Source organism: Psychrobacillus sp. MER TA 171 (assembly GCF_023713305.1).
Taxonomy (GTDB): domain Bacteria; phylum Bacillota; class Bacilli; order Bacillales_A; family Planococcaceae; genus Psychrobacillus.
Map to the genome: position 1 here is coordinate 225,178 of NZ_JAMAWN010000002.1, position 20,067 is coordinate 245,244.

21 protein-coding genes and 1 other annotated feature are annotated in these 20,067 nt (G+C 37.2%); all 21 genes read right to left on the reverse strand.

The window, feature by feature from the left end; all coding sequences use genetic code 11:
* Position 1: 1 nt before the first annotated feature.
* Complete coding sequence (locus tag M3627_RS03205) at positions 2-880, reverse strand: aspartate carbamoyltransferase catalytic subunit (RefSeq protein ID WP_251552935.1); 879 nt, start codon at positions 878-880, stop codon at positions 2-4.
* Between the two features lie 145 nt (positions 881-1,025).
* A complete protein-coding gene (locus M3627_RS03210) occupies positions 1,026-2,348 on the reverse strand; it encodes a uracil-xanthine permease family protein (RefSeq protein WP_251552936.1) in 1,323 nt (440 codons plus the stop codon).
* A 22-nt stretch (positions 2,349-2,370) separates the two neighbouring features.
* Positions 2,371-2,910 (reverse strand): bifunctional pyr operon transcriptional regulator/uracil phosphoribosyltransferase PyrR, encoded by a 540-nt coding sequence (pyrR, locus tag M3627_RS03215; RefSeq protein ID WP_169361235.1) that lies wholly within the window; start codon positions 2,908-2,910, stop codon positions 2,371-2,373.
* 198 nt (positions 2,911-3,108) lie between these two features.
* The gene (locus M3627_RS03220; protein ID WP_169361234.1) at positions 3,109-4,035 is read right to left on the reverse strand and encodes an RluA family pseudouridine synthase; all 927 of its coding nucleotides are present in this window, start codon (positions 4,033-4,035) and stop codon (positions 3,109-3,111) included.
* The gene (gene lspA, locus M3627_RS03225) at positions 4,035-4,511 is read right to left on the reverse strand and encodes a signal peptidase II (RefSeq protein ID WP_169361233.1); all 477 of its coding nucleotides are present in this window, start codon (positions 4,509-4,511) and stop codon (positions 4,035-4,037) included. The genes M3627_RS03220 and lspA overlap by 1 nt, the downstream gene beginning before the upstream one ends.
* Before the next feature lie 416 nt (positions 4,512-4,927).
* Positions 4,928-7,690 (reverse strand): isoleucine--tRNA ligase, encoded by a 2,763-nt coding sequence (gene ileS, locus M3627_RS03230; protein ID WP_251552937.1) that lies wholly within the window; start codon positions 7,688-7,690, stop codon positions 4,928-4,930.
* 66 nt (positions 7,691-7,756) lie between these two features.
* Positions 7,757-7,974 (reverse strand) — a binding site (T-box leader).
* Positions 7,975-8,026: 52 nt separating this feature from the next.
* Positions 8,027-8,536, reverse strand: a complete 510-nt coding sequence (locus tag M3627_RS03235) for a DivIVA domain-containing protein (RefSeq protein ID WP_169361231.1) — start codon at positions 8,534-8,536, stop codon at positions 8,027-8,029.
* A 94-nt stretch (positions 8,537-8,630) separates the two neighbouring features.
* Positions 8,631-9,419 carry a YlmH family RNA-binding protein gene (locus tag M3627_RS03240; RefSeq protein ID WP_169361230.1) on the reverse strand — a complete coding sequence of 263 codons (789 nt, stop codon included), beginning with the start codon at positions 9,417-9,419 and terminating at the stop codon, positions 8,631-8,633.
* Between the two features lie 827 nt (positions 9,420-10,246).
* The gene (locus M3627_RS03245) at positions 10,247-10,507 is read right to left on the reverse strand and encodes a YggT family protein (protein ID WP_169358996.1); all 261 of its coding nucleotides are present in this window, start codon (positions 10,505-10,507) and stop codon (positions 10,247-10,249) included.
* Between the two features lie 16 nt (positions 10,508-10,523).
* Positions 10,524-11,006: a cell division protein SepF gene (locus tag M3627_RS03250; RefSeq protein WP_169358995.1), complete on the reverse strand. Its 483-nt coding sequence runs from the start codon at positions 11,004-11,006 to the stop codon at positions 10,524-10,526.
* Complete coding sequence (locus M3627_RS03255) at positions 11,003-11,692, reverse strand: YggS family pyridoxal phosphate-dependent enzyme (protein ID WP_251552938.1); 690 nt, start codon at positions 11,690-11,692, stop codon at positions 11,003-11,005. Before M3627_RS03255 ends, M3627_RS03250 begins: the two co-directional genes overlap by 4 nt.
* A gap of 74 nt (positions 11,693-11,766) precedes the next feature.
* The gene (locus M3627_RS03260; RefSeq protein ID WP_169358993.1) at positions 11,767-12,006 is read right to left on the reverse strand and encodes a YlmC/YmxH family sporulation protein; all 240 of its coding nucleotides are present in this window, start codon (positions 12,004-12,006) and stop codon (positions 11,767-11,769) included.
* Positions 12,007-12,086: 80 nt separating this feature from the next.
* Positions 12,087-12,869, reverse strand: coding sequence for an RNA polymerase sporulation sigma factor SigG (sigG, locus tag M3627_RS03265; protein ID WP_169358992.1), 783 nt, complete (start codon positions 12,867-12,869; stop codon positions 12,087-12,089).
* Positions 12,870-12,958: 89 nt separating this feature from the next.
* Entirely contained in the window at positions 12,959-13,666 is a 708-nt protein-coding gene (sigE, locus tag M3627_RS03270) for an RNA polymerase sporulation sigma factor SigE (protein WP_240949634.1), read from the reverse strand.
* Positions 13,666-14,508, reverse strand: a complete 843-nt coding sequence (locus tag M3627_RS03275; protein ID WP_251552939.1) for a sigma-E processing peptidase SpoIIGA — start codon at positions 14,506-14,508, stop codon at positions 13,666-13,668. Before M3627_RS03275 ends, sigE begins: the two co-directional genes overlap by 1 nt.
* Before the next feature lie 369 nt (positions 14,509-14,877).
* Positions 14,878-16,041, reverse strand: coding sequence for a cell division protein FtsZ (gene ftsZ / locus M3627_RS03280; RefSeq protein WP_169358990.1), 1,164 nt, complete (start codon positions 16,039-16,041; stop codon positions 14,878-14,880).
* Between the two features lie 41 nt (positions 16,042-16,082).
* Positions 16,083-17,375 (reverse strand): cell division protein FtsA, encoded by a 1,293-nt coding sequence (gene ftsA / locus M3627_RS03285; RefSeq protein ID WP_169358989.1) that lies wholly within the window; start codon positions 17,373-17,375, stop codon positions 16,083-16,085.
* Between the two features lie 99 nt (positions 17,376-17,474).
* Positions 17,475-17,825: a small basic family protein gene (locus M3627_RS03290; protein ID WP_169358988.1), complete on the reverse strand. Its 351-nt coding sequence runs from the start codon at positions 17,823-17,825 to the stop codon at positions 17,475-17,477.
* Between the two features lie 2 nt (positions 17,826-17,827).
* Complete coding sequence (locus M3627_RS03295; protein ID WP_251552940.1) at positions 17,828-18,547, reverse strand: DUF881 domain-containing protein; 720 nt, start codon at positions 18,545-18,547, stop codon at positions 17,828-17,830.
* Between the two features lie 24 nt (positions 18,548-18,571).
* On the reverse strand, positions 18,572-19,291 hold the full coding sequence (locus M3627_RS03300; RefSeq protein WP_169358986.1) for a DUF881 domain-containing protein: 720 nt from the start codon (positions 19,289-19,291) through the stop codon (positions 18,572-18,574).
* Positions 19,269-20,066 (reverse strand): cell division protein FtsQ/DivIB, encoded by a 798-nt coding sequence (locus M3627_RS03305; protein ID WP_169358985.1) that lies wholly within the window; start codon positions 20,064-20,066, stop codon positions 19,269-19,271. The genes M3627_RS03300 and M3627_RS03305 overlap by 23 nt, the downstream gene beginning before the upstream one ends.
* Position 20,067: the final 1 nt, after the last annotated feature.

Below are 20,067 nucleotides of genomic sequence, written 5' to 3' on the forward strand. Positions count from 1 at the left end.
GTTATTCTCTCCCTTTTAAGATCATCTCGATAACAGCCATTCGGATATAAACACCATTTTCCATTTGCTTAAAAATTCTAGAACGCTCACACTCTACTAATTCACTAGCTATTTCCACGTCACGGTTAAAAGGTGCAGGGTGCATAATGATTGCTCCATCTTTCATCCTTCGTTCCCGATCTACTGTAAGGCCATATGACTTGTTATACGCTTCCTTTGAAAAAGAAGCCAAACCATCGTGACGTTCATGTTGTACGCGGAGCATCATTAATACATCACTTGTTTCTATCGCTTCCTCAAAACTATTAATAGTTTCAAATTCTCCTTGCCATTCAGGAGGACAGACAAATTGAACGGTGGCTCCTAGTCTTGTAAGAGCTTGAGCATTAGACCTTGCTACCCTGCTATGCACTATGTCCCCTACTATAGTGACAATTTTATCCTCTAAAGTACCAAACTCCTGCCAGATCGTAAAAATGTCTAACAGACTTTGAGTCGGATGATTGCCAGTGCCATCTCCACCGTTAATGATTGCAGGCTTTACATTACCTATCAGCTCTTCAAAATAGTTATTTTGCTCATGTCTTATAACTAGTGCATCAAGTCCTATAGCTTCTAGTACCTTTACCGTGTCATATAGCGTTTCACCTTTTAACGTGCTTGAAAATCCAGCTTCAAACGGCAGCACATCGATTGGCAGCCTTCTTTCTGCCATTTCAAAGCTCATCTTAGTTCTAGTGCTCGGCTCAAAAAATAGATTTGCCATTGTATATTTATTTTTTAAATTAGAGACTGCGCCTGTTCGGAATGCTTCGGCTTGTTCTAATATTGCAATTATTTGTTCTACAGATAATTCCTTCATTGAGACTAAATTTTTCATGATTATCCGCCTTTCTATAAGAAAACCCTCTTGAAAAAGCTCAAGAGGGTTCGTTAAAGCATGATCAAAGAAGAGATTTTTCACGAAAATTCTCTTATCAATCTGAACCCTTCGTTGACTCTCTGTTCAACTTTTTAAAAGGTCATTATTCTATTGTCTTGTTACCTGATGCTTGTGCTTCTTTTTTACCTGGTAGTATCCAGTTTAAAACTACACCAACGATTGCTGCTAGTGCCATACCTTCCACACTCAAAGCCTCTGTAACTATAAATTTAGCTCCACCTATACCAATTACAAGGATTACCGATGCAATGACTAGATTTCGGCTATTCCCAAAATCAATATTTGCTTCTACGAGCATTCGTAATCCGCTTGAAGCGATAATTCCGAAAAGAAGGATAGATACTCCACCGAGTACTGCAGTAGGTATCGTTGTAATTAGAGCCATACCTTTACCAAAGAAAGAAAGTAATATGGCGATCACAGCTGCTCCCATTATTACATAAACACTATATACGCGAGTAATTGCCAATACCCCAATATTCTCACCATAGGTTGTCTTTGGAGGTCCACCGATTAAGGCACTAGCAAATGTACCAAGACCATCCCCTAGAAGTGATCGATGTAAACCTGGTTCTTTAATGTAGTCTCTATTAACTACCTTCCCTAATACTAATTGGTGACCAATATGTTCCGAAATAGTAACAATGACAATTGGTACCATAATGAGCAAGATTCTAGAAGTAACTTCAAAGTCATAATGAACACCTGGTATTAAGAAATCAGGTAACGCTAGCAAGCTAGCCTCTTTAACTGGTGTAAAATCTACAATACCAATGAGGATAGAGTAGAGATATCCAACTACTAAGCCTATTAAAATTGGCATTGTGCTTATAATATTTTTAAAGAATATTGTACAAATGATTGCTGTAAACAATGTCACTAGCGCTGCTGAAAAATGTAAAAAGCTATATTCTTTTAAACCAGTTTCTACATTTGTAATATTCATGGCCATGTCCACTGCTACTCCTGCTAATCCAAGACCAATAACCATAATTACCGGACCAACAACGATTGGTGGTAATAGCTTCATAATCCACTTATAGCCACTCTTCCAAATGATCAGTGACACTACACCATATACCAAACCGACGAATACTGCTCCAATCATGGCATTTCCCGGGTCTATAGCTTTGCCTGTTGATTCATTTAATCCATTTGAAGCAACTAGTATAGGCGCTATAAAAGCAAAGGAGGAACCAAGATACGCTGGTACTTGAAATCTGGTTATCATTAAAAAAATGATAGTTGCTATACCACTAGTTAGCAATGCGATAGCGGGACTTAACCCTACAAGCTGAGGTACTAATATTGTTGAGCCAAACATTGCAAACATGTGCTGAAAGCTTAAAGTAATCAGCTGTCCACCTGTAGGCTTGTCATTTACATCTAATATTGCCTTTGACATTTAAGTCGCCACCTTTTTTGGTTTATTCAAAGATTGTTACAGCATCTATTTTGTCTGTCTCTGTAACTTTAACTACTATTTTTTCACTGCTAGAGGTAGGAATGTTCTTGCCAACATAATCCGCTCGAATTGGTAGCTCTCTATGTCCTCTATCGATCAAAACAGCCAGCTGTATTTGAGAGGGGCGACCAATATCCATTACTGCATCCATTGCTGCTCGAACTGTTCTTCCCGTAAATAGCACATCATCTACTAAAATTACTTTTTTGTTCGTTACATCATGGGAAATATCTACTTGCTGTACTAAAGGCTCATTAGAAGCGCTTTTGATTGATAAATCGTCTCGATATAATGTAATATCCAATTCACCCGTTTTGATTGGTTTGCCTTCAATCTTTTCGATTCTCTCAGCCAGCCTTTGTGCTAGATATGTACCTCTAGTTTTTATGCCTACTAATATACATTCTTCAATTCCTTTGTTACGTTCAATTATTTCATGTGCAATTCGAGTAAGTGCCCTGTTAATGGCTTGTTCATCTAGAATGCTTGCTTTTTCTTCCATAATTATCTCCTCCTTTTCGGAAATGTAAAAAACCTCTTGAGCTAGAAGAGCCCAAGAGGTTGTATGTGCGCGTTTAAAATATAGTGATCCTATTAATCCGCAGAATAATAGTGAGTCACTTTCACATGTACCTTCTCAGCCTCTCTGGACTGTTATTAAAGGTGAAACTATTCAATTTATTGTAATCAGTATATCTGACTATTCTTCTTTTGGCAATGCTGTTTTTCTCAAATCTTGCAATAAATCCGTGAAATCCGCTGGTAGTGGGTATGAGAATTCTAAGTATTCCCCGGTTCTAGGCTGTATAAAACCAAGAACTCCCGCATGTAAAACCTGTCCATTAAAGTTTAATGTTTTCTTTGGACCATATTTTGGATCTCCAGCTAAAGGATAACCAATATACTTCATATGAACACGGATTTGGTGTGTTCTACCAGTTTCTAACTGACATTCCACTAAAGTATATTTGTTAAAGCGTTCTAATACACGGAAATGAGTTACAGCATGCTTACCATTATCAACGACTGCCATGTTTTGACGTTCTTTTTTGTCTCGGCCAATCGGTGCATCAATTGTACCTTTGTCATGGGCAATGTGGCCATGAACAAGTGCTGTATATTTACGAGTAACAGTTTTCTTTACAAGTTGGTCTACTAAAGAAACATGGGCAACATCGTTTTTAGCTACCATTAAAAGGCCTGTCGTATCCTTGTCAATACGGTGGACAATTCCCGGTCGTAATACTCCGTTAATACCAGAAAGGTCCTTAATTTGATGCATAAGACCATTAACAAGCGTACCGCTAAGATGTCCGGGAGCCGGATGAACTACCATACCTCTTGGCTTATACACTACTAATACATCCTCGTCTTCATAAACGATTTCAAGGTTTAAGTTTTCTGCCACTATGTCTAGCTCAACTACTTCAGGAGGTGTGACAATAATAACATCGCCTTCTTTTACCTTGTAGCTTGTTTTGGCAGGCTCGTTATTAACTAATACACTACCATCTTTTATAAAATTTTGAATTTGTGTACGAGACCAGTCTGTATCAAAAGAAGCAATTGCTTTATCAATTCTCTCTTTTTCTTGTTCCTTTTCAATAATAAACGTTAATTCTTCCATTATTTCACCTTTTTCTTTTCAGCTCGTTCTTCTTGTAGTATAAAAATAATTACTACTACAACTCCTATAGTCAGGGCAGCATCTGCAATATTAAAAATCGGAAAATCATAGTTAACAATTGGAATGAGCACATCTACAAAATCAACTACTTCGCCTTTCCAAAGTCGATCTATAAAGTTACCAATTGCTCCACCTAGTAAAAGCATTAATCCTACTTGAAAAACAGGTTTCCCTTTTGCTTCCTTATGGAAGTAATAAATAATTGCAGCGATTACAATTATAGTAACTACCGCAAAAAACCCTATTTGTCCTTGGAGCATACCCCACGCGGCACCACGGTTACGATGTGAAAGCAGTGCAAAGTAAGGGTCCCAAATCATAATTTGCTCACCAAGCGTCATATTTTTAACAACAAGCCATTTTGTCCATTGATCTAAGGCAATAACAAATACTGCTAGTCCATAAAATTTCCACACATTAATTCCCCCGATAATCAAATAAGCCTTAACGACCTCTCTCGTCTGTAGTAATGAATATTACATCCAACTTATAATTATTAAAAAGATTTTTGCTGAATAATATTAAACAATCTACAATAGTTTACCATAGAAACCTATCTTACGTAAAAGAGCATCTATAGATTATACAAAGAAAAGTTAGGCTTCTCTTTAAACGTCCTGGGAAACTCTGTGTTATATAATACTTTGCTGTTTATGTAAATACTATACTAGCTCCTATAAAAAGTGCCCTAATTAACAGGTTCGCTATATAATCAATCTCGTTATAAAAAAAGCGAGTACGTAAACGATAATCGTTCACGTACTCGCCTTTATTCTTTTTGACTGTGGTTTTCGGTGCCTATGAATTTACATAAAGGACATCTATAAATTTATTATACGTAATGTTTTTCTACAACTTCTGCACAACGAGTACATAAAGTCGGGTGAGCTTCGCTTTCTCCTACTGTTTCAGCAATAGTCCAGCAGCGTTCACATTTTTCACCATCTGCTTTTTCTATTACAACAGATGAATGTTCAAGCACTAAACTGTTTGCTGGAGCCTCAGATTGGGAGCCTCCCAGAACAAACTTAGATACGATAAATAGTTGTGCAAAGTCAATTGCATCAGTATCGAACAATACTTTATATTCATCACTAACATATAACGTAACTTTTGCTTCTAATGATTTACCAATTGTCTTCGCATTACGAGATTCCTCAAGCGCTTTAAGAACATCATCACGTAGCTCCATGATTTTTTCCCACTTAGGAGCAAGCGCTTCGAAAGCTGGATATTCAACAGCATCTGGCATGTCTGTTAATTGGACACTTTCTTCCTTCTCATGCTCCAAATAAGCCCAAAGCTCATCTGTTGTATGGGGAAGAATTGGAGTTAACAGTTTCAATAAAGCTGAAAGTGTATCATACATGACGGATTGCATTGCACGACGATCTTTGTCATCTGCTCCATAAATATATACAACATCTTTTGCAATATCTAAGTAGAACGAGCTTAACTCTCCAGATACGAAGTTATTTACTGTGTGATAAACGGTCGCAAAATCATAGCGTTCATAAGCTGCTCTAACAGTCTTAATAACTTCTTGTAATTTCATGTACATGTATTGATCTACTTCACGTAAATCTTCAAATGCTACACGATTGCTTGCTGGATTGAAATCACTGATGTTCCCATGTAAGAAGCGAAGGGTATTACGGATTTTACGATATACCTCTGTCACTTGCTTAATAATTGCATCTGAAACTCGAACGTCAGCAGTATAGTCTACTGAAGCAACCCATAATCGTAAAATGTCAGCACCTAATTGGTTCATTACTTTTGCAGGAACAATTACATTTCCTAGTGATTTACTCATTTTACGACCATTTCCGTCTAAAATAAATCCGTGACTTAGTAGCCCTTTGTATGGAGCATGACCATGCATAGCTGTACTTGTGATTAAAGAAGAGTTAAACCAGCCACGATATTGGTCAGAACCTTCTAGGTATAAGTCTGCTGGGAATACTAAATCATCACGTTCTTCTAAAACACCATGGTATGAAGATCCAGAGTCAAACCAAACGTCCATAATATCTGTCTCTTTTGTAAAGATACCATTTGGACTATGTGGATGTGTGAATCCTTCAGGAAGCAAGTCTTTCGCTTCTCTTTCAAACCAAATATTCGAACCATGCTCACGGAAAAGATTTGATACATGAGCAATTGTTTCCTCTGTTAAAATCGGTTCTCCATCCTCTGCGTAAAATACTGGAATTGGAACGCCCCATACGCGCTGACGAGATATACACCAATCTCCACGGTCACGAATCATATTATATAAACGCGTTTCGCCCCATGCTGGTGTAAATTTAGTGTTACGGATAGATTGTAATAATTCATCTCTAAAAGCCTCAATTGAAGCAAACCATTGTGGTGTTGCACGATAGATGACAGGCTTTTTCGTACGCCAGTCATGTGGATATGAGTGAGTAAAGAATGTAAGCTTTTCTAAAGCTCCTGCTTCTTCTAAAGCTTCTGTAATCGCTTTGTTGGCTGTATCATAGAATAACCCTTCAAAGCCTGGCGCTTCTGCTGTCATTACTCCACGCTCATCTACTGGACAAAGCACATCTAGACCATAAGCTTTCCCTACGTAAAAGTCATCTTCCCCGTGTCCTGGTGCCGTATGAACACAACCAGTACCAGACTCAGTAGTTACGTGTTCACCTAGGATTATTAAAGAATCACGGTCATACAATGGATGCTTAGCAACTAGACGATCCATTTCTTGACCAAGAATTGTACGTTCAATAGAATACGCTTCCCAGCCTAGCTCAGCTGCCACCGCTTCTACCAAGTCTTTCGCTACGACATATTTATTTTCATTTGCTTGCACTACAACATACTCCACTCGTGGATGCAATGAAATAGCAAGGTTTGCTGGAATTGTCCATGGTGTTGTAGTCCAAATAATAAACTTGGTACCTTCTTCTAATACCCCTTTACCATCTGTAACAGCAAAGCTTACATAAATGGATGGAGATTTTTTATCTTGATATTCAATTTCAGCCTCTGCTAACGCTGATTCACTTGAAGGTGACCAGTAAACAGGCTTCAATCCTTTATAAATGTATCCCTTTTTAGCCATCGCTCCAAATACCTCGATTTGGCGAGATTCAAATTCAGGCTTTAATGTCACATAAGGATTTTCCCAATCTCCACGCACACCTAAACGTTTAAACTGGGTGCGTTGGTTGTCAATTTGTTGATAGGCATAATCCTCACATAGCTTTCTAAATTCAGCCAATGATAATTCTTTACGCTTAACACCTTTGTTTGTTAAAGCCTGTTCAATTGGAAGTCCGTGAGTATCCCAGCCTGGCACATAAGGAGCATGATAGCCAGTCATTGATTTGTGACGAACGATCATATCTTTTAGAACTTTGTTTAAAGCATGCCCAATATGAATATCACCGTTTGCATACGGAGGACCATCATGCAGGACGAAAAATGGACGATCTTTCGTTCTTTCTAAAACCTTCTTGTAGATGTCCTGTTCTTCCCATTTTGCTTGGATATCTACTTCTTTGACCGGTAGGTTTCCTCGCATAGGAAAGTCTGTTTTTGGCATTAATAATGTGTCTTTGTACTCCATTTGTTCTTCCTCCTTCATTTTTCGCAGGTATTGGTATATTTACAAATAAAAAAACCCCTCATCCCAAAAAGGGACGAGAAGTTATGCTCGCGGTACCACCCTACTTGCGATTACCAAAAGTAATCGCCGCTTAGTATGTCATAACGGGACATATCCGAAGACACTTAAAAATTCAGTGTCCTTGCTCCAAAGTGATCTTCTAAAACGCTTCATTGCTTGAGCTTCCACCATCCCCAAGTCGCTTGACTGAAATCATTTTTAGACGTCTTTTTCAATGCATGTATATATGATATGAAATTATTATAGGAAATGTACGGCCAGCCGTCAAGAAATCTCTTATTCCTCTGTAGCAGAAATACGATCGACAGCAGTAGAATCTACATCATACTCCATCAAATGATTCCAATCGTCTGTATTAATAAGATCTAATTGAGCCTCTACTAGCATTTTAAAGCGATTTCTAAACACTTTAGACTGTTTCTTCAATTCCTCTATTTCTAAAGCAATTCTCCGAGCTTTAGATAGAGCTTCATTGACAATACGGTCTGCATTTTTTTCTGCCTCTTTTACAATAAGCTTTGCTTCTTTTTGAGAGTTTCGTCTTACTTCCTCAGCAGCCTCTTGGGCAACAACTATGGATTTATGTAAGGTTTCTTCTATAGTGGTGAAATGGCCAACCTTTTCACTAGATGACTTCAATTTAAGCTCTAACTCTTTTTTTTCTTTGATGAGTATCTCTAAGTCTTTCATGATTTGATCCAGAAATTCGTTTACTTCATCTTCGTTATAACCTCTGAATCCTTTACTGAACTCTTTGTTATGTATATCAAGTGGTGTTAGTGGCATCCTATCCATCTCCTTTACATACTAATCTTCTTCCCTCTATTATACATTTCCGGCAGGTTGAAAACATCTAAATTTCAAATTTAATTTAAGGAAATCACTTTTTTGGCTCTAATCTACCAATTTGCAGTCTAATTTTGTCTTTTTTTGTTCTTCCTTCAATCATCAATAACTTTAATCGACCAAATCCTCTTACAGAGATGAGATCTAACTCCTGTAACTCTAAGGATGTTTGTTCTTTTACAGTGAAATTGACCTTTACTTTTCCACCTTGAATGATAGAAGCAGACTTTTGCCGAGAAATATTGAAAATAGATGAGATAACTGTATCCAGCCTTAAAGAGCTAACCGTATGATTTTCAGAAGTCCATATTTCCTGCTGTCTAAAATAATTAGCCGGATCTTCTACTACTTCCATATGAACTTTAACCTTACCAATACTGACGAAATTTGCTCTAACGTAGTCAAGAACCTCTGTAGCAACTACAAACTGAATTGATCCTTCCTCCACACGAATATCACCAAACTTACTTCGATCAATCCCTAAGGACATCATCGAACCGAGTACATCTTGATGCTTTAATGTTACAAATTTTTGTGGATATTTTACTTCCACTACGGTCATATTATAATCAGATTCCGCTGGTTCGAAATACGAGGGATAAAGTAGTATCCTTTTTCTCTCCGCGTCCTCTAAAGCACCAGCAGAGCTAGACTCAATTATTTCATATTGCCCACGTATAGACTCCACGATAAATTGTTGTCTTGGGTCTAAGAAATCCGTTAGCTTTGGCGCATAACGATCCTCAACCTCTCTCATCATACTAACCGTTTGCTCGATAAAAGGTTGCTCTTCTTTCCTAAAATGCTGTAATAAATGTTCCATATAATCAAGACCTCACTGAAATTTATAATTAGAAAAGCACAATCGCCTATTTCTGCCCCGACAGGCAAATGGAAAAAAGCGAGGAGGCAGCTCTTCAGCCACCGCAGTATTTTCCCATTTGACCCCGAGGGGCAAGGCGATGGAGCTAGACATCAAGAAAAGCACAATCGCCTGTCTCTGCCCCGACAGGCAAATGGAGAAAAGCGAGGAGGCAGCTCTTCAGCCACCGGAGCTTTTATCCATTTGACCCCGAGGGGCAAGGCGATGGAGCTAGACAATAAGAAAAGCACAATCGCCTGTCTCTGCCCCGACAGGCAAATGGAGAAAAGCACAGAAAAACTTTTTTTAGTTAGCTTTGTTAAAGTTATTGGTTGATTTAGACTAACAATTCTTTTTTATAGTGACTGTAAACATTGAAAAAGGAACTTTCAAATGGCTATTAAGAACATAAATAGATGATGAAATGGGGGTTGGTGAGAGCTTTCAGCTTTGTTTATATGAGTAAACTTATTAGCACTTTATCGATGCTCAAGCTGTTCCTATTTATTGATTGGAGCGACAGACGGCGACTCCAGTGGGATGAGTGAGACAGATAAGACATCACAACCGCGCGCGTTAGCGACGGGTGATGGCTTATCGCTCACCCCACGGAAAGCGTCCGGCTGGGGCGGAAATCAATTCTACTCTCTGATTTAAGATTTCTTTGCATCGTAAATCAACCATAACCTTTAACATAGCCTTTTAGTTTAGTTAAATTGCTTGCCTTTGTTTAACCCGAGGGGACAAGAATAAATAATATATTTTAAAAAAACCTCACAAATGTGAGGTTAAATGTAATGACCTAGAGATATAATCCCTCTCATAGCTATATTAAGAACAAATATAGCAACAATCGGTGAAATATCAATCATACCTATTGGTGGGATAATCTTACGAAAGGGCTCTAAGTAGGGCTCACATATTCTCCCTAAAAATTGTCCTACCGTAGATTCTTTCACATTAGGTACCCATGACATAAAGATATAAATAATCAACGCAAATGAGTAAATTTGTACTAATTGTGCCAATAAAAATAAAATCAAATCCATTATAATAACTCCTCTATTAATCTAGATCGTTGTAGTAGTAATCCGATATTGAGCCCGCTACTTCTACCGAATCAGGGGCACATAAGAATATATCTGTTCCTATTCTTTGAATGTCTCCACCTAAAGCATATACTGTTCCACTTAAAAAGTCGATTATTCTAATTCCTTGTTCCTTGTCAATACGTTGTAAATTAACTATAACTGCTTTTTTGTTCTTTAAATGCTCTGAAATGTCTTGTGCCTCAGCATAGACTCTCGGTTCAATTAAAATTACCTTTGAGGACTTTTGCATATTTTGAATACTGACAAGATTCGTAGCAGCAGTTTCCTTAGGAGCAGCATTAAATTTGCGTTCTTTAGGATATGATGATTTTACTGGCTGTTGTCGTACTTGTTCTGGTTCTACTGCACGATTTTGTGTTCTAGGTTGCTGAGGTGTTGTAGTATCTTCATCCTCTTCTAAATAGAAGAAGTTTTTTACCCAATTCTTCATACTCATTCATCCTCCTTGTCTTTGCCGACTAATGCTGTTCCTATTCGTATAAATGTAGCTCCCTCTTCAATAGCTATTTCGTAATCTCCGGACATACCCATGGATAGCTCCTTACATGGGGCGTGTGGAAGTTGTTTTGCAGCAATTCTTAGTTGAAGCTCTTTTAAGCTACGGAAAACGTTTCGTATTAAAGTCTTATCTTCCGTATTCGGTGCCATTGTCATTAGACCGACTACACGTATATGTGAATAATCCTTAAGAGTGTCAATAAACAATTCAGCTTCTTCCATAGATAGACCATGCTTGGATTGTTCCTCAGAAACATTCACTTGAACAAAGCAATTTTTAACATTGTCTGCTCTTTTTTCAATTTCCTCGGCCAAGCTTTTACGATCTAAGGAGTGCAAATAATCTATCTCATTGATTACCGATTTTACTTTCCTAGTTTGCAATGAGCCTATGTAGTGCCATTTTACGTTAGCTGAAATAGCTTCTAATTTTCTTTTAAGTCCTTCAGGTCTGTTTTCTCCAAGATGCAATATTTCATTTTGAATAACTTCCTCCGTACGTTCTACTGAAACTTCCTTTGTAACAGCAATAAGTGTTACATCGTCAAAATTTCGATTAGAGCGTACACAGGCTTCTTCAATATGCTTTTGAATGTTAATTAAATTATTATGAACATTTGACATTTTAAACCAACTCTTCATCTAGTGTTTTGTTCATTGTATCAATGAAATGGCGTTTTATCAATAAAGAACAGTACCTATTCTCTGTTTTTAGCAACAATTATTACATCTTTTCCAATAACAGCTATATTTTGTACGCTAATTTTTTTCGTTTCCCTTTTTTTATTGAAAAATGTGGGGTATGCCCCATTAGTTTCTACAATAAAGGAAATGATATGACCTGTTTCTTTATCTATTTCTGCATCCACTATAAAGCCCAGTAATTGCCCTGAATTAGCCTCAATGACTTCTTTTTGTTGCGCATCTGAAAACTTCAACAGTTTCCCTCCTTTTTAATAGTATATTCATGAAAATAGAAAAAAACGCTTTTTCTGACGAGAAAAAGCGTTAAGGATTGTTATTTAGGATTTAACTGATTTTGAATAGTAGATAAAGCACTTTTCTCTAGTCTTGAGATTTGAGCCTGCGAGAGACCCAGGTCGGTAGCTATTTCGGTTTGTGTCGCACCAAAGTATATTCTTTTCGTTAATATTTTCTTTTGTCGCGAGTCTAAGTTTTGAAAACTCTCTTTTACCGTAAAATAAGTAACCCATTGATCTTCTGATACATCATTATCACATAATTGATCCATCATATAAATAGCATCTCCTCCATCACTGAAAATTGGTTCTTGAAGAGAGACAGGATCTTGAATTGCATCTAGCGATAATAATATATCTTCTACTGGTATCTCAAGTATTTTAGACAAATCCTCTAATGTCGGTTCTTCCAAATGTTCGTTAATATATTGTTCCTTGGCTTTCATAGCCTTATAAGCAATATCTCTTAATGATCTAGAAACTCTTACAGAATGGTGGTCACGCAAATGTCTTTTTATCTCACCAATGATCATAGGCACTGCATATGTGGAAAAACGCACATTATGTTTTAAATCAAAATTTTCAATGGACTTTATAAGCCCTATGCAACCTACCTGGAATAAGTCATCTGCTTGCTCGCCTCTATAAGCGAAGCGCTGTACTAGACTTAAAACTAATCTTAAATTACCCATTACCAATTCATCTTTAACCGAATCTTCGCCAGCTTGTAAGCGAATAAATAATGCTTTCATTTCTTCGTGGGTTAGTAAAGGAAGCTTTGATGTGTCAATGCCGCATAATTCAACTTTTGTTCTCGTCATAGATCTTCCTCCGGACTTTTTAATAGTTCTTAGTCAGTTTATCCGCCGGTTAAAAGATTATTCGGAGCATAGCTATCCAATTTCACCCATTAGGCAATCGGTTCATTCAGTACTTCTTTTAAATCTAAAATTATTTTTTTCTCTAATCTTGAGATATAAGATTGGGAAATTCCAAGATGATCAGCTACCTCTTTTTGAGTCATTTCCTCTTGTCCGTTAAGCCCAAAACGACATTGCATAATATATTTTTCTCTATTTCCCAATAAATTTATAGCTTCAAAAACATGCTGACGTTCTAGCTTTTTTTCGACATCCTCTATTATTAGATCTTCACTTGTACCCAGAATATCGGAAAGCAGTAATTCATTACCATCTGAATCAGAATTTAAAGGCTCATCAAATGAAACTTCTGATTTCATGCGGTTCGTTTTTCTCAAATGCATAAGAATTTCGTTTTCAATACATCTTGAAGCATAGGTTGCTAACTTAATGCCTTTATCTAAATTGAACGTTTCTACCGCTTTTATAAGTCCGATGGATCCAATACTAATTAAATCTTCTATGTTTGTATTCGTTTGATCGAATCTTCTTGCAATGTATACTACAAGTCTTAAATTTCTTTCGATTAACACATCTCTTGCGTACTCATCTCCATCCATAAAAGCTAGTAGCATTTCTCGTTCCTCATCTCTCGTCAATGGTTTTGGTAATGATTCACTTCCACCAATATAATGGACTCCTTTTCTTCTAAATGAGAGAATCCAATAATAAAATCGACGTAGCATATTTAATATCATTATTTAGCACTCCTTTTTTTCAAATGATAGTACGAGGAACTATGTAAGATACCGTCTGCCTCGTGTGGAAATTTGTCCTTACCTCTCGTTAGTACGATGTAACCTTTTGGTAAAGGTTGATCATTTACGACCCATTCATCGAATTTAATGCCTATTACCCATGACTTTTCCTTTTGAACGGTTGCAATTGGTATTAGACGAACCTTACTCGCATACTCTTTTAGAAGCATATCCAAACCTTTATAATGTGTGCTATCCCAGCTATTTATCACATCATAAAGAAGTTCTGGAAGAATGGGACGAAGAGCTTCTGCTGCTATAAAGTGTACAGGATCATTAGAAAGTGGTTCTGTACAGACGTTCCCAGAATCAATAAATAGTGTAAGTTCCTTTGTTTGATTGAATAATTTAATGCTAGAAGGATAAATAAGTTCTCTTTCCGATTGTGAAATATGCAGACTAAGTACGTGTTTCGTGAGGAGGTATAAACCACCAGTAGCAATTAATGCATAATTGATAATCATGAATGAATTACTCGCATTATGGTACATTGGGGCAATTGCTGTAAGTAGTCCACCAGCAAAGATGCTTGCTAGTAATGTTAATGAAATGGCTTTGACGATTTGTGTCCTTTTTTTCCAAAACGCTATTCCAATCATGAGAAAGAAAGTCAAAAATAGCGTAATGAAATGATTAGAAAAAACGACGGTTATCAATCCCGCAACAAATGCAGACAGAAGCAGGTATCTTTTTTTGTTTTCAATCCAACCAATTCTGTTTGCAAACGCTAAAACGGTATAGTTGAAAAAGGTGTTTGTTGCAATCATAACTTCTGCGTACATAGCTCTCCTCCTTTTGATAAAAGCTTAACATCCGATTTATAAGAAATTTGTCAAAGGAGCGTTCAAAAGTAAATTTTTTAAACGACAAAATTATAGAAAGAATTATGGTATGAGTTTTTTTCGTTACTAGTTGAATCGATTTCATAAACCTTTGATGAGACGAAGACTAAGAACAAAAAGATGAAAAATAATGAGACAATTATTGATTGGAGCTCCAGCGGGATGAGTGACAGGCAAATGGGAAATCGAGGAGGCAGTTCCTCAGCCTTCCTAAACAATAAAAAAAGACTATAGACATTTCAAATTTCTTTGAAAGTCTATAGCCTGAGCAATCGCTATTAACCAGATTACTTTTTATCTATTAACCTATTAGTTTCTGCGATTACGATTTCTTAAAAATGTTGGTATATCTAAAGCATCATCTTGGTGATTATGAGTTGGAGCAGGACGTTCCTGCTGATAAGAAGGCTGCGGTTGAGACTGTGGCTCTTCTTTTCTAGTTTCACGCTGTGTAGTAGCTGCTTGCTGAGCACGTGCAGTTCCAAAGCCTGTCCCTCTAGGTTGTTTTTGCATAATTACTTCTTCATTAAAACCGGTTGCAATTACTGTTACTACAATCTCATCTTTCAAGTTATCATTGATAACCGAACCAAAGATCATGTTAACTTCTTCATCTGAAGCAGATGCTACGATGTCTGCAGCTTCTTGTACTTCAAATAAGGAAAGATTTGAGCCACCAGTGATATTCATTAATACACCTGTCGCTCCATCAATCGAAGTTTCAAGTAACGGACTAGAAATAGCCTTTTTAGCTGCTTCTGCTGCTCGATTTTCTCCTGCAGAAATACCAATCCCCATTAGTGCTGCTCCTTTGTTAGACATAATTGTCTTAACATCAGCAAAGTCTAAGTTAATAAGACCAGGAACTGCGATTAAATCAGAGATACCTTGGACACCTTGACGAAGAACGTTATCAGCTTCTCTAAATGCTTCTAGCATTGGAGTATTTTTGTCTACAATCTCCAATAGGCGATCATTAGGAATAACAATTAGTGTATCAACGGCTTCCTTCATCATGCCAATCCCGCCTACAGCCTGTGTAGAGCGCTTGCGACCTTCAAAAGTAAATGGACGTGTTACTACTCCGACAGTCAAAGCACCTAAGTCACGAGCGATTTGAGCTATTACAGGAGCTGCTCCTGTACCAGTTCCGCCACCCATTCCCGCGGTTACGAAAACCATGTCTGCACCTCTTAGTGCTTCTTCTATTAATTCTTTACTTTCTTCAGCTGCTTTTTTACCTACCTCTGGGTTAGCTCCTGCTCCTAAACCACGAGTTAGTTTACCACCAATTTGAAGTTTTACTTCAGCTTTTGACATGTTAAGGGCTTGTGCATCTGTATTTACAGCGATAAAGTCTACCCCTTGGACGCCATGTTCAATCATACGATTTACTGCGTTATTTCCGCCGCCACCGACTCCAATAACTTTAATAATTGCTAATTGATCTTCGTTTGTTTCAAATTCTAACATGCTATTGCCTCCTATATTCTTTCAACTATGATAAAGTTTTCTCATTCAAAGAACTTGTCAAAAAGTTTCTTCGCCTTACTCATTGCACTCTCTTTGTTTTCATTGTTTGAATTTTTTTGTGGTTGTTTTTGTTTTTTAGTGCTTGCTACTACTTCATTGTGTGCCATTTGAGATAATGCATGGCTATTGCCAATTTTACCATAGAAAAGATCTTCTTTATAGGCATATCTTATAAGGCCAACAGCTGTTGTATATTGTGGTTCTCTAACGCCGATATAATCTGGTGTGTACAGTCGAACACGCGATTGTAATATGTGTCTCGCCAATTGTCCGATACCCTCAAGTTTAGCAACTCCACCTGTGATTACTACTCCACCTGGGAGATCTTGTAATCCCATACGGTAAAATTCCTCAAGAATTAACTCAAATAGTTCTTCTAGACGTACGCCAATAATCTCTGCTATATATCGTTGAGAATATTGCTCTTTCATATCAGCACCAATTACTGGTACTTCGAATAACTCATCATCCGACGCATCATCGTAAAAGGCATGTCCATATTTTAATTTTATCATTTCTGCTTGTTCTGTAGGGGTTTTTAAAACGATAGATAAATCTTTAGTGATATGGTCCCCACCTACAGGAATAACAGCAGTATTGACTAAATGACCTTCTCTGAATATTGCTATGGTTGTAGAGCCTCCACCAATATCAATATAGGCAGTACCATGATTTTTTTCATCCTCAGTTAAGGCAAAATGTCCTGCTGCCAATGGTTGAAGATAAATCTCTCTAATTTGAAGGCCTGCTCTTTCCACACATCGTAACACGTTATGTAAAATCGTTTTGGATGTCGTCATCATTAAACCGTCTAATTCTAGACGAGTTCCAATCATTCCGCGAGGATCTTTTATCTCTTCTAAATGATCCACGATAAATTGTTTGGGAGCAATGTTAATTAGCTCTCTTTCAGGAGGAATAGACATTACTTGAGCAGACTCTAATACGCGGTCCAAGTCTGCGTCTGTTATTTCTCTGTCCTCTCGATTGACAGCGACAACACCTTTAACGTTTTGTATATTCGCTAAATTAGCGGGTATACCTAACACTATTTCATGTATAGACATTCCTATCATTCTTTCAGCCTCACCAACGGCTTTTTTAATCGATTGAACAGTTGCATCTATATCAACAATGGTGCCTTTTCTAATACCGTTTGATTTAACATTTCCTACTCCTATTACATGCAGCGAGTCATCACTCATTTCACCTATTAATACTTTAATGGAAGACGACCCAATATCTAATGATACGTACATTTCTGATTGATTCACCCGTGGCACCTCCTAATAACTCTTTATTTATTATTCTATTGTAAAAAACCTATAAAGTCTAAAATTTTCTAAAGAAATAGTAAATTATAGCACAAAACATTATCTTTTTGTTCTCTCAGGCCATTTTGTTAATATTATTCGACGAATCACAGCTATATTTTGAAAGAGTCGAACACCGAAAGCAAAGATGGCCGCTAGATATAAATCTACCCCTAAATGGACCCCCAGAAAGGCAAGACCAGCAGCTAAAGCAATATTAAAGAAGAAACCGGAAACAAATACTTTATCATCGTAAACTTGTTGAAGTTGTGCCCTAATTCCTCCAAACAAAGTATCTAGTGCAGCTAAAACAGCAATGGATAAATAGCTTTCATAAACCTCTGGAATTTGAATATCAGTCATTAAGCCAAGTGATATTCCAAGTATTAATCCTAAAAACGGCAACCACATAACTATTCTCCCCCTGGCACTTCTTGTAAAAATTCCATATTTACTGATTGATCAAAGGCTTGTATTGTAACCTCATCTTCCGGTTCACCTATAGTTAGTCTTAGATTATCAATGTAAAAATTATCTCCGATAGGAGATGCTTGTAGCTGGTTATACATTTTCTTAGCGTCTTCTAATGTTAAGGTGCCAATTTTAATAGTGAAGGGGGCCTTTTTTATTGTCAGGTTATTAACCGTCGTCCTGCCGTTTACATCCCGTATAGCAGAGGAATATACAATCCTTTTGCCATCCACTTCTACTGCCTCCGCTTTAAAGCGATTAATCTCATTAATTAATCGAATTAATAAATCAGGAGATATTTCTTCTATTTGCTCCCCCACCATCATACTCTCTAAAGAGGGTTCAATTGTTATGGTTAGTCCTGGACCTTTAAAATCAGCTATACCAATATCCTGTTTTAATTGTTTAACGGTTTCATTTAAAGCTATTTCAGGGCTTTCATTGACCATATTGTCATACTTGCCAACTGTCTCCTCTAACAGGCGCACTTCCGACAACAATTCGGAATGCAGCTGTGTTTCCGTGGCAAGCTCTTGGCGAATCTCCCATACATCACGCGTATCGCGAGTTTCTGGTTGTTTTACTGTATTGTATTGAATGGCAATCATGAAACCAACGATCAACAAAATTATAGTAAACCGAATATAGACGGTTTTTTTCATGTATTCGGCCCTCCTTTGCCTTTGTTAATTTTGGTCCCCACGCAAGGCAGGCATCATGATGTTACTCTTTTCTTCAACGGTGACTACGATATTATCGTTTGTTAGCTGATCTACAATACCGCCACCTAAGTTAACAGATGCTAGTAATACCTTGGGATCACCTACGGCTTCAACTGTGAAAGGCGCGGGAAAAGCTCGTCCATCGACGGTTATCACTGGGCCAGTACACGATATGTAAGATTGAGCATGAAGCCTTTGTCCATTAATAGTAATTGCTTCTGCTCCTGATATTTTTAGCTCATTTATCACTTTAAATACATGACTTTCGTGAACAATGTAATCATTTGGGTTTTCCTGAGAAGGATTATACTCACCATCCTGCAAAGCTATTGAAATGCCTTTCCCCTCAGATGGAATGTCTCCCATTAGTAACCGAAGCATTTCAGCCTCCTTTACTAACTCTTCCACGCTTTCTTCGCTATCCACAAATGACTTTTCAAAAACTCTAATAGCCTGTTGTTTTTTATTTATCTCTTCTGTTAATTCCTTATTCATTTCCTTCTGTTCTATTAGCTGCTCTCTGTACTTTTGTATTTCCAACGAATAGCTATCATTACCCTCTATTTCTTTATCTGCAGATGCCATGCTATAGGAATAAGCTAAAATGAACCCTAACACTAAACTAACCAGCGAGATAAGAATACGTCCACGAAAAGGAACATTAAGACGACTCCTCTTCTTCATCCTCAATGGCCTCCTCACCCTCAGTTTCATTTAAAACCTTTTGATAGGGTTCAAAATATGACCCTACCTCCATATCGATTACTCCTTTTTGATCTGGGTTTATTTGTGAAATAATCGACGGATAATAATTCATTTTACTTGAAAATGACGGGATTAGAGCTTGTACCTCATTACCATCATTCATAAAAACTTGAATAGAGTATATATCATTCTCTGTAGGGACGTAGTTTATTTGAGAGATAGTTAATAACACTTCACTATTCAACTTTTTAAGTTCTTTTATAAGACGTAATCGAATTTTTTCATCTTCAAAATCTGCGATGATTGGCCCTTCGACAGGAACAATCTCATCTTCTGGAATTATAGTCTTACCATTTTCCAAAATTATTTGAAGTGCATTTTCCTTTTCTACATATCCAACTTGTTTAAATTCTTTAACTTCGATATGAACACTGGATAGCCATTTTCTTTTAACTTGAACTGATTCTACCCAATCGCTTTTCTCCAATGAATTTTCTATGTCTTTTTCCTTAAAGCTCCACATGGAATCTCCAATTTTTAGACCACTTTGTTCAATGTAATGATTCACGGAGAAAAGCTTAGCCCCATCTAGCTCTATTTTTTGTACCTGACTATAAGACGATTGAAAATAAAGCAAGACCAATAGAGTAAAGACAAAGAGAAAAAGTAGAATGGAAAATTTTTTGTTTGTTCTACGTCTTCTTTTTTCTTTTAAGGTAGGTATTCGATCTTCGATATCGATGACTTTTTCCATT

What these genes read in the sequence shown, in the direction of transcription:
- M3627_RS03295 (WP_251552940.1), bottom strand. Translation starts at nt 18,547, where the DNA reads ATGAAAAAAACCGTCTATATTCGGTTTACTATAATTTTGTTGATCGTT.
- pyrR (WP_169361235.1), bottom strand. Translation starts at nt 2,910, where the DNA reads ATGGAAGAAAAAGCAAGCATTCTAGATGAACAAGCCATTAACAGGGCA.
- M3627_RS03255 (WP_251552938.1), bottom strand. Translation starts at nt 11,692, where the DNA reads ATGTCAAATGTTCATAATAATTTAATTAACATTCAAAAGCATATTGAA.
- M3627_RS03240 (WP_169361230.1), bottom strand. Translation starts at nt 9,419, where the DNA reads ATGGAACATTTATTACAGCATTTTAGGAAAGAAGAGCAACCTTTTATC.
- M3627_RS03220 (WP_169361234.1), bottom strand. Translation starts at nt 4,035, where the DNA reads ATGGAAGAATTAACGTTTATTATTGAAAAGGAACAAGAAAAAGAGAGA.
- M3627_RS03300 (WP_169358986.1), bottom strand. Translation starts at nt 19,291, where the DNA reads ATGAAGAAGAGGAGTCGTCTTAATGTTCCTTTTCGTGGACGTATTCTT.
- M3627_RS03245 (WP_169358996.1), bottom strand. Translation starts at nt 10,507, where the DNA reads ATGGATTTGATTTTATTTTTATTGGCACAATTAGTACAAATTTACTCA.
- ileS (WP_251552937.1), bottom strand. Translation starts at nt 7,690, where the DNA reads ATGGAGTACAAAGACACATTATTAATGCCAAAAACAGACTTTCCTATG.
- M3627_RS03305 (WP_169358985.1), bottom strand. Translation starts at nt 20,066, where the DNA reads ATGGAAAAAGTCATCGATATCGAAGATCGAATACCTACCTTAAAAGAA.
- M3627_RS03205 (WP_251552935.1), bottom strand. Translation starts at nt 880, where the DNA reads ATGAAAAATTTAGTCTCAATGAAGGAATTATCTGTAGAACAAATAATT.
- sigE (WP_240949634.1), bottom strand. Translation starts at nt 13,666, where the DNA reads ATGATATTAAATATGCTACGTCGATTTTATTATTGGATTCTCTCATTT.
- M3627_RS03275 (WP_251552939.1), bottom strand. Translation starts at nt 14,508, where the DNA reads ATGTACGCAGAAGTTATGATTGCAACAAACACCTTTTTCAACTATACC.
- M3627_RS03210 (WP_251552936.1), bottom strand. Translation starts at nt 2,348, where the DNA reads ATGTCAAAGGCAATATTAGATGTAAATGACAAGCCTACAGGTGGACAG.
- sigG (WP_169358992.1), bottom strand. Translation starts at nt 12,869, where the DNA reads ATGACGAGAACAAAAGTTGAATTATGCGGCATTGACACATCAAAGCTT.
- ftsZ (WP_169358990.1), bottom strand. Translation starts at nt 16,041, where the DNA reads ATGTTAGAATTTGAAACAAACGAAGATCAATTAGCAATTATTAAAGTT.
- M3627_RS03235 (WP_169361231.1), bottom strand. Translation starts at nt 8,536, where the DNA reads ATGCCACTAACACCACTTGATATACATAACAAAGAGTTCAGTAAAGGA.
- M3627_RS03290 (WP_169358988.1), bottom strand. Translation starts at nt 17,825, where the DNA reads ATGTGGTTGCCGTTTTTAGGATTAATACTTGGAATATCACTTGGCTTA.
- M3627_RS03250 (WP_169358995.1), bottom strand. Translation starts at nt 11,006, where the DNA reads ATGAGTATGAAGAATTGGGTAAAAAACTTCTTCTATTTAGAAGAGGAT.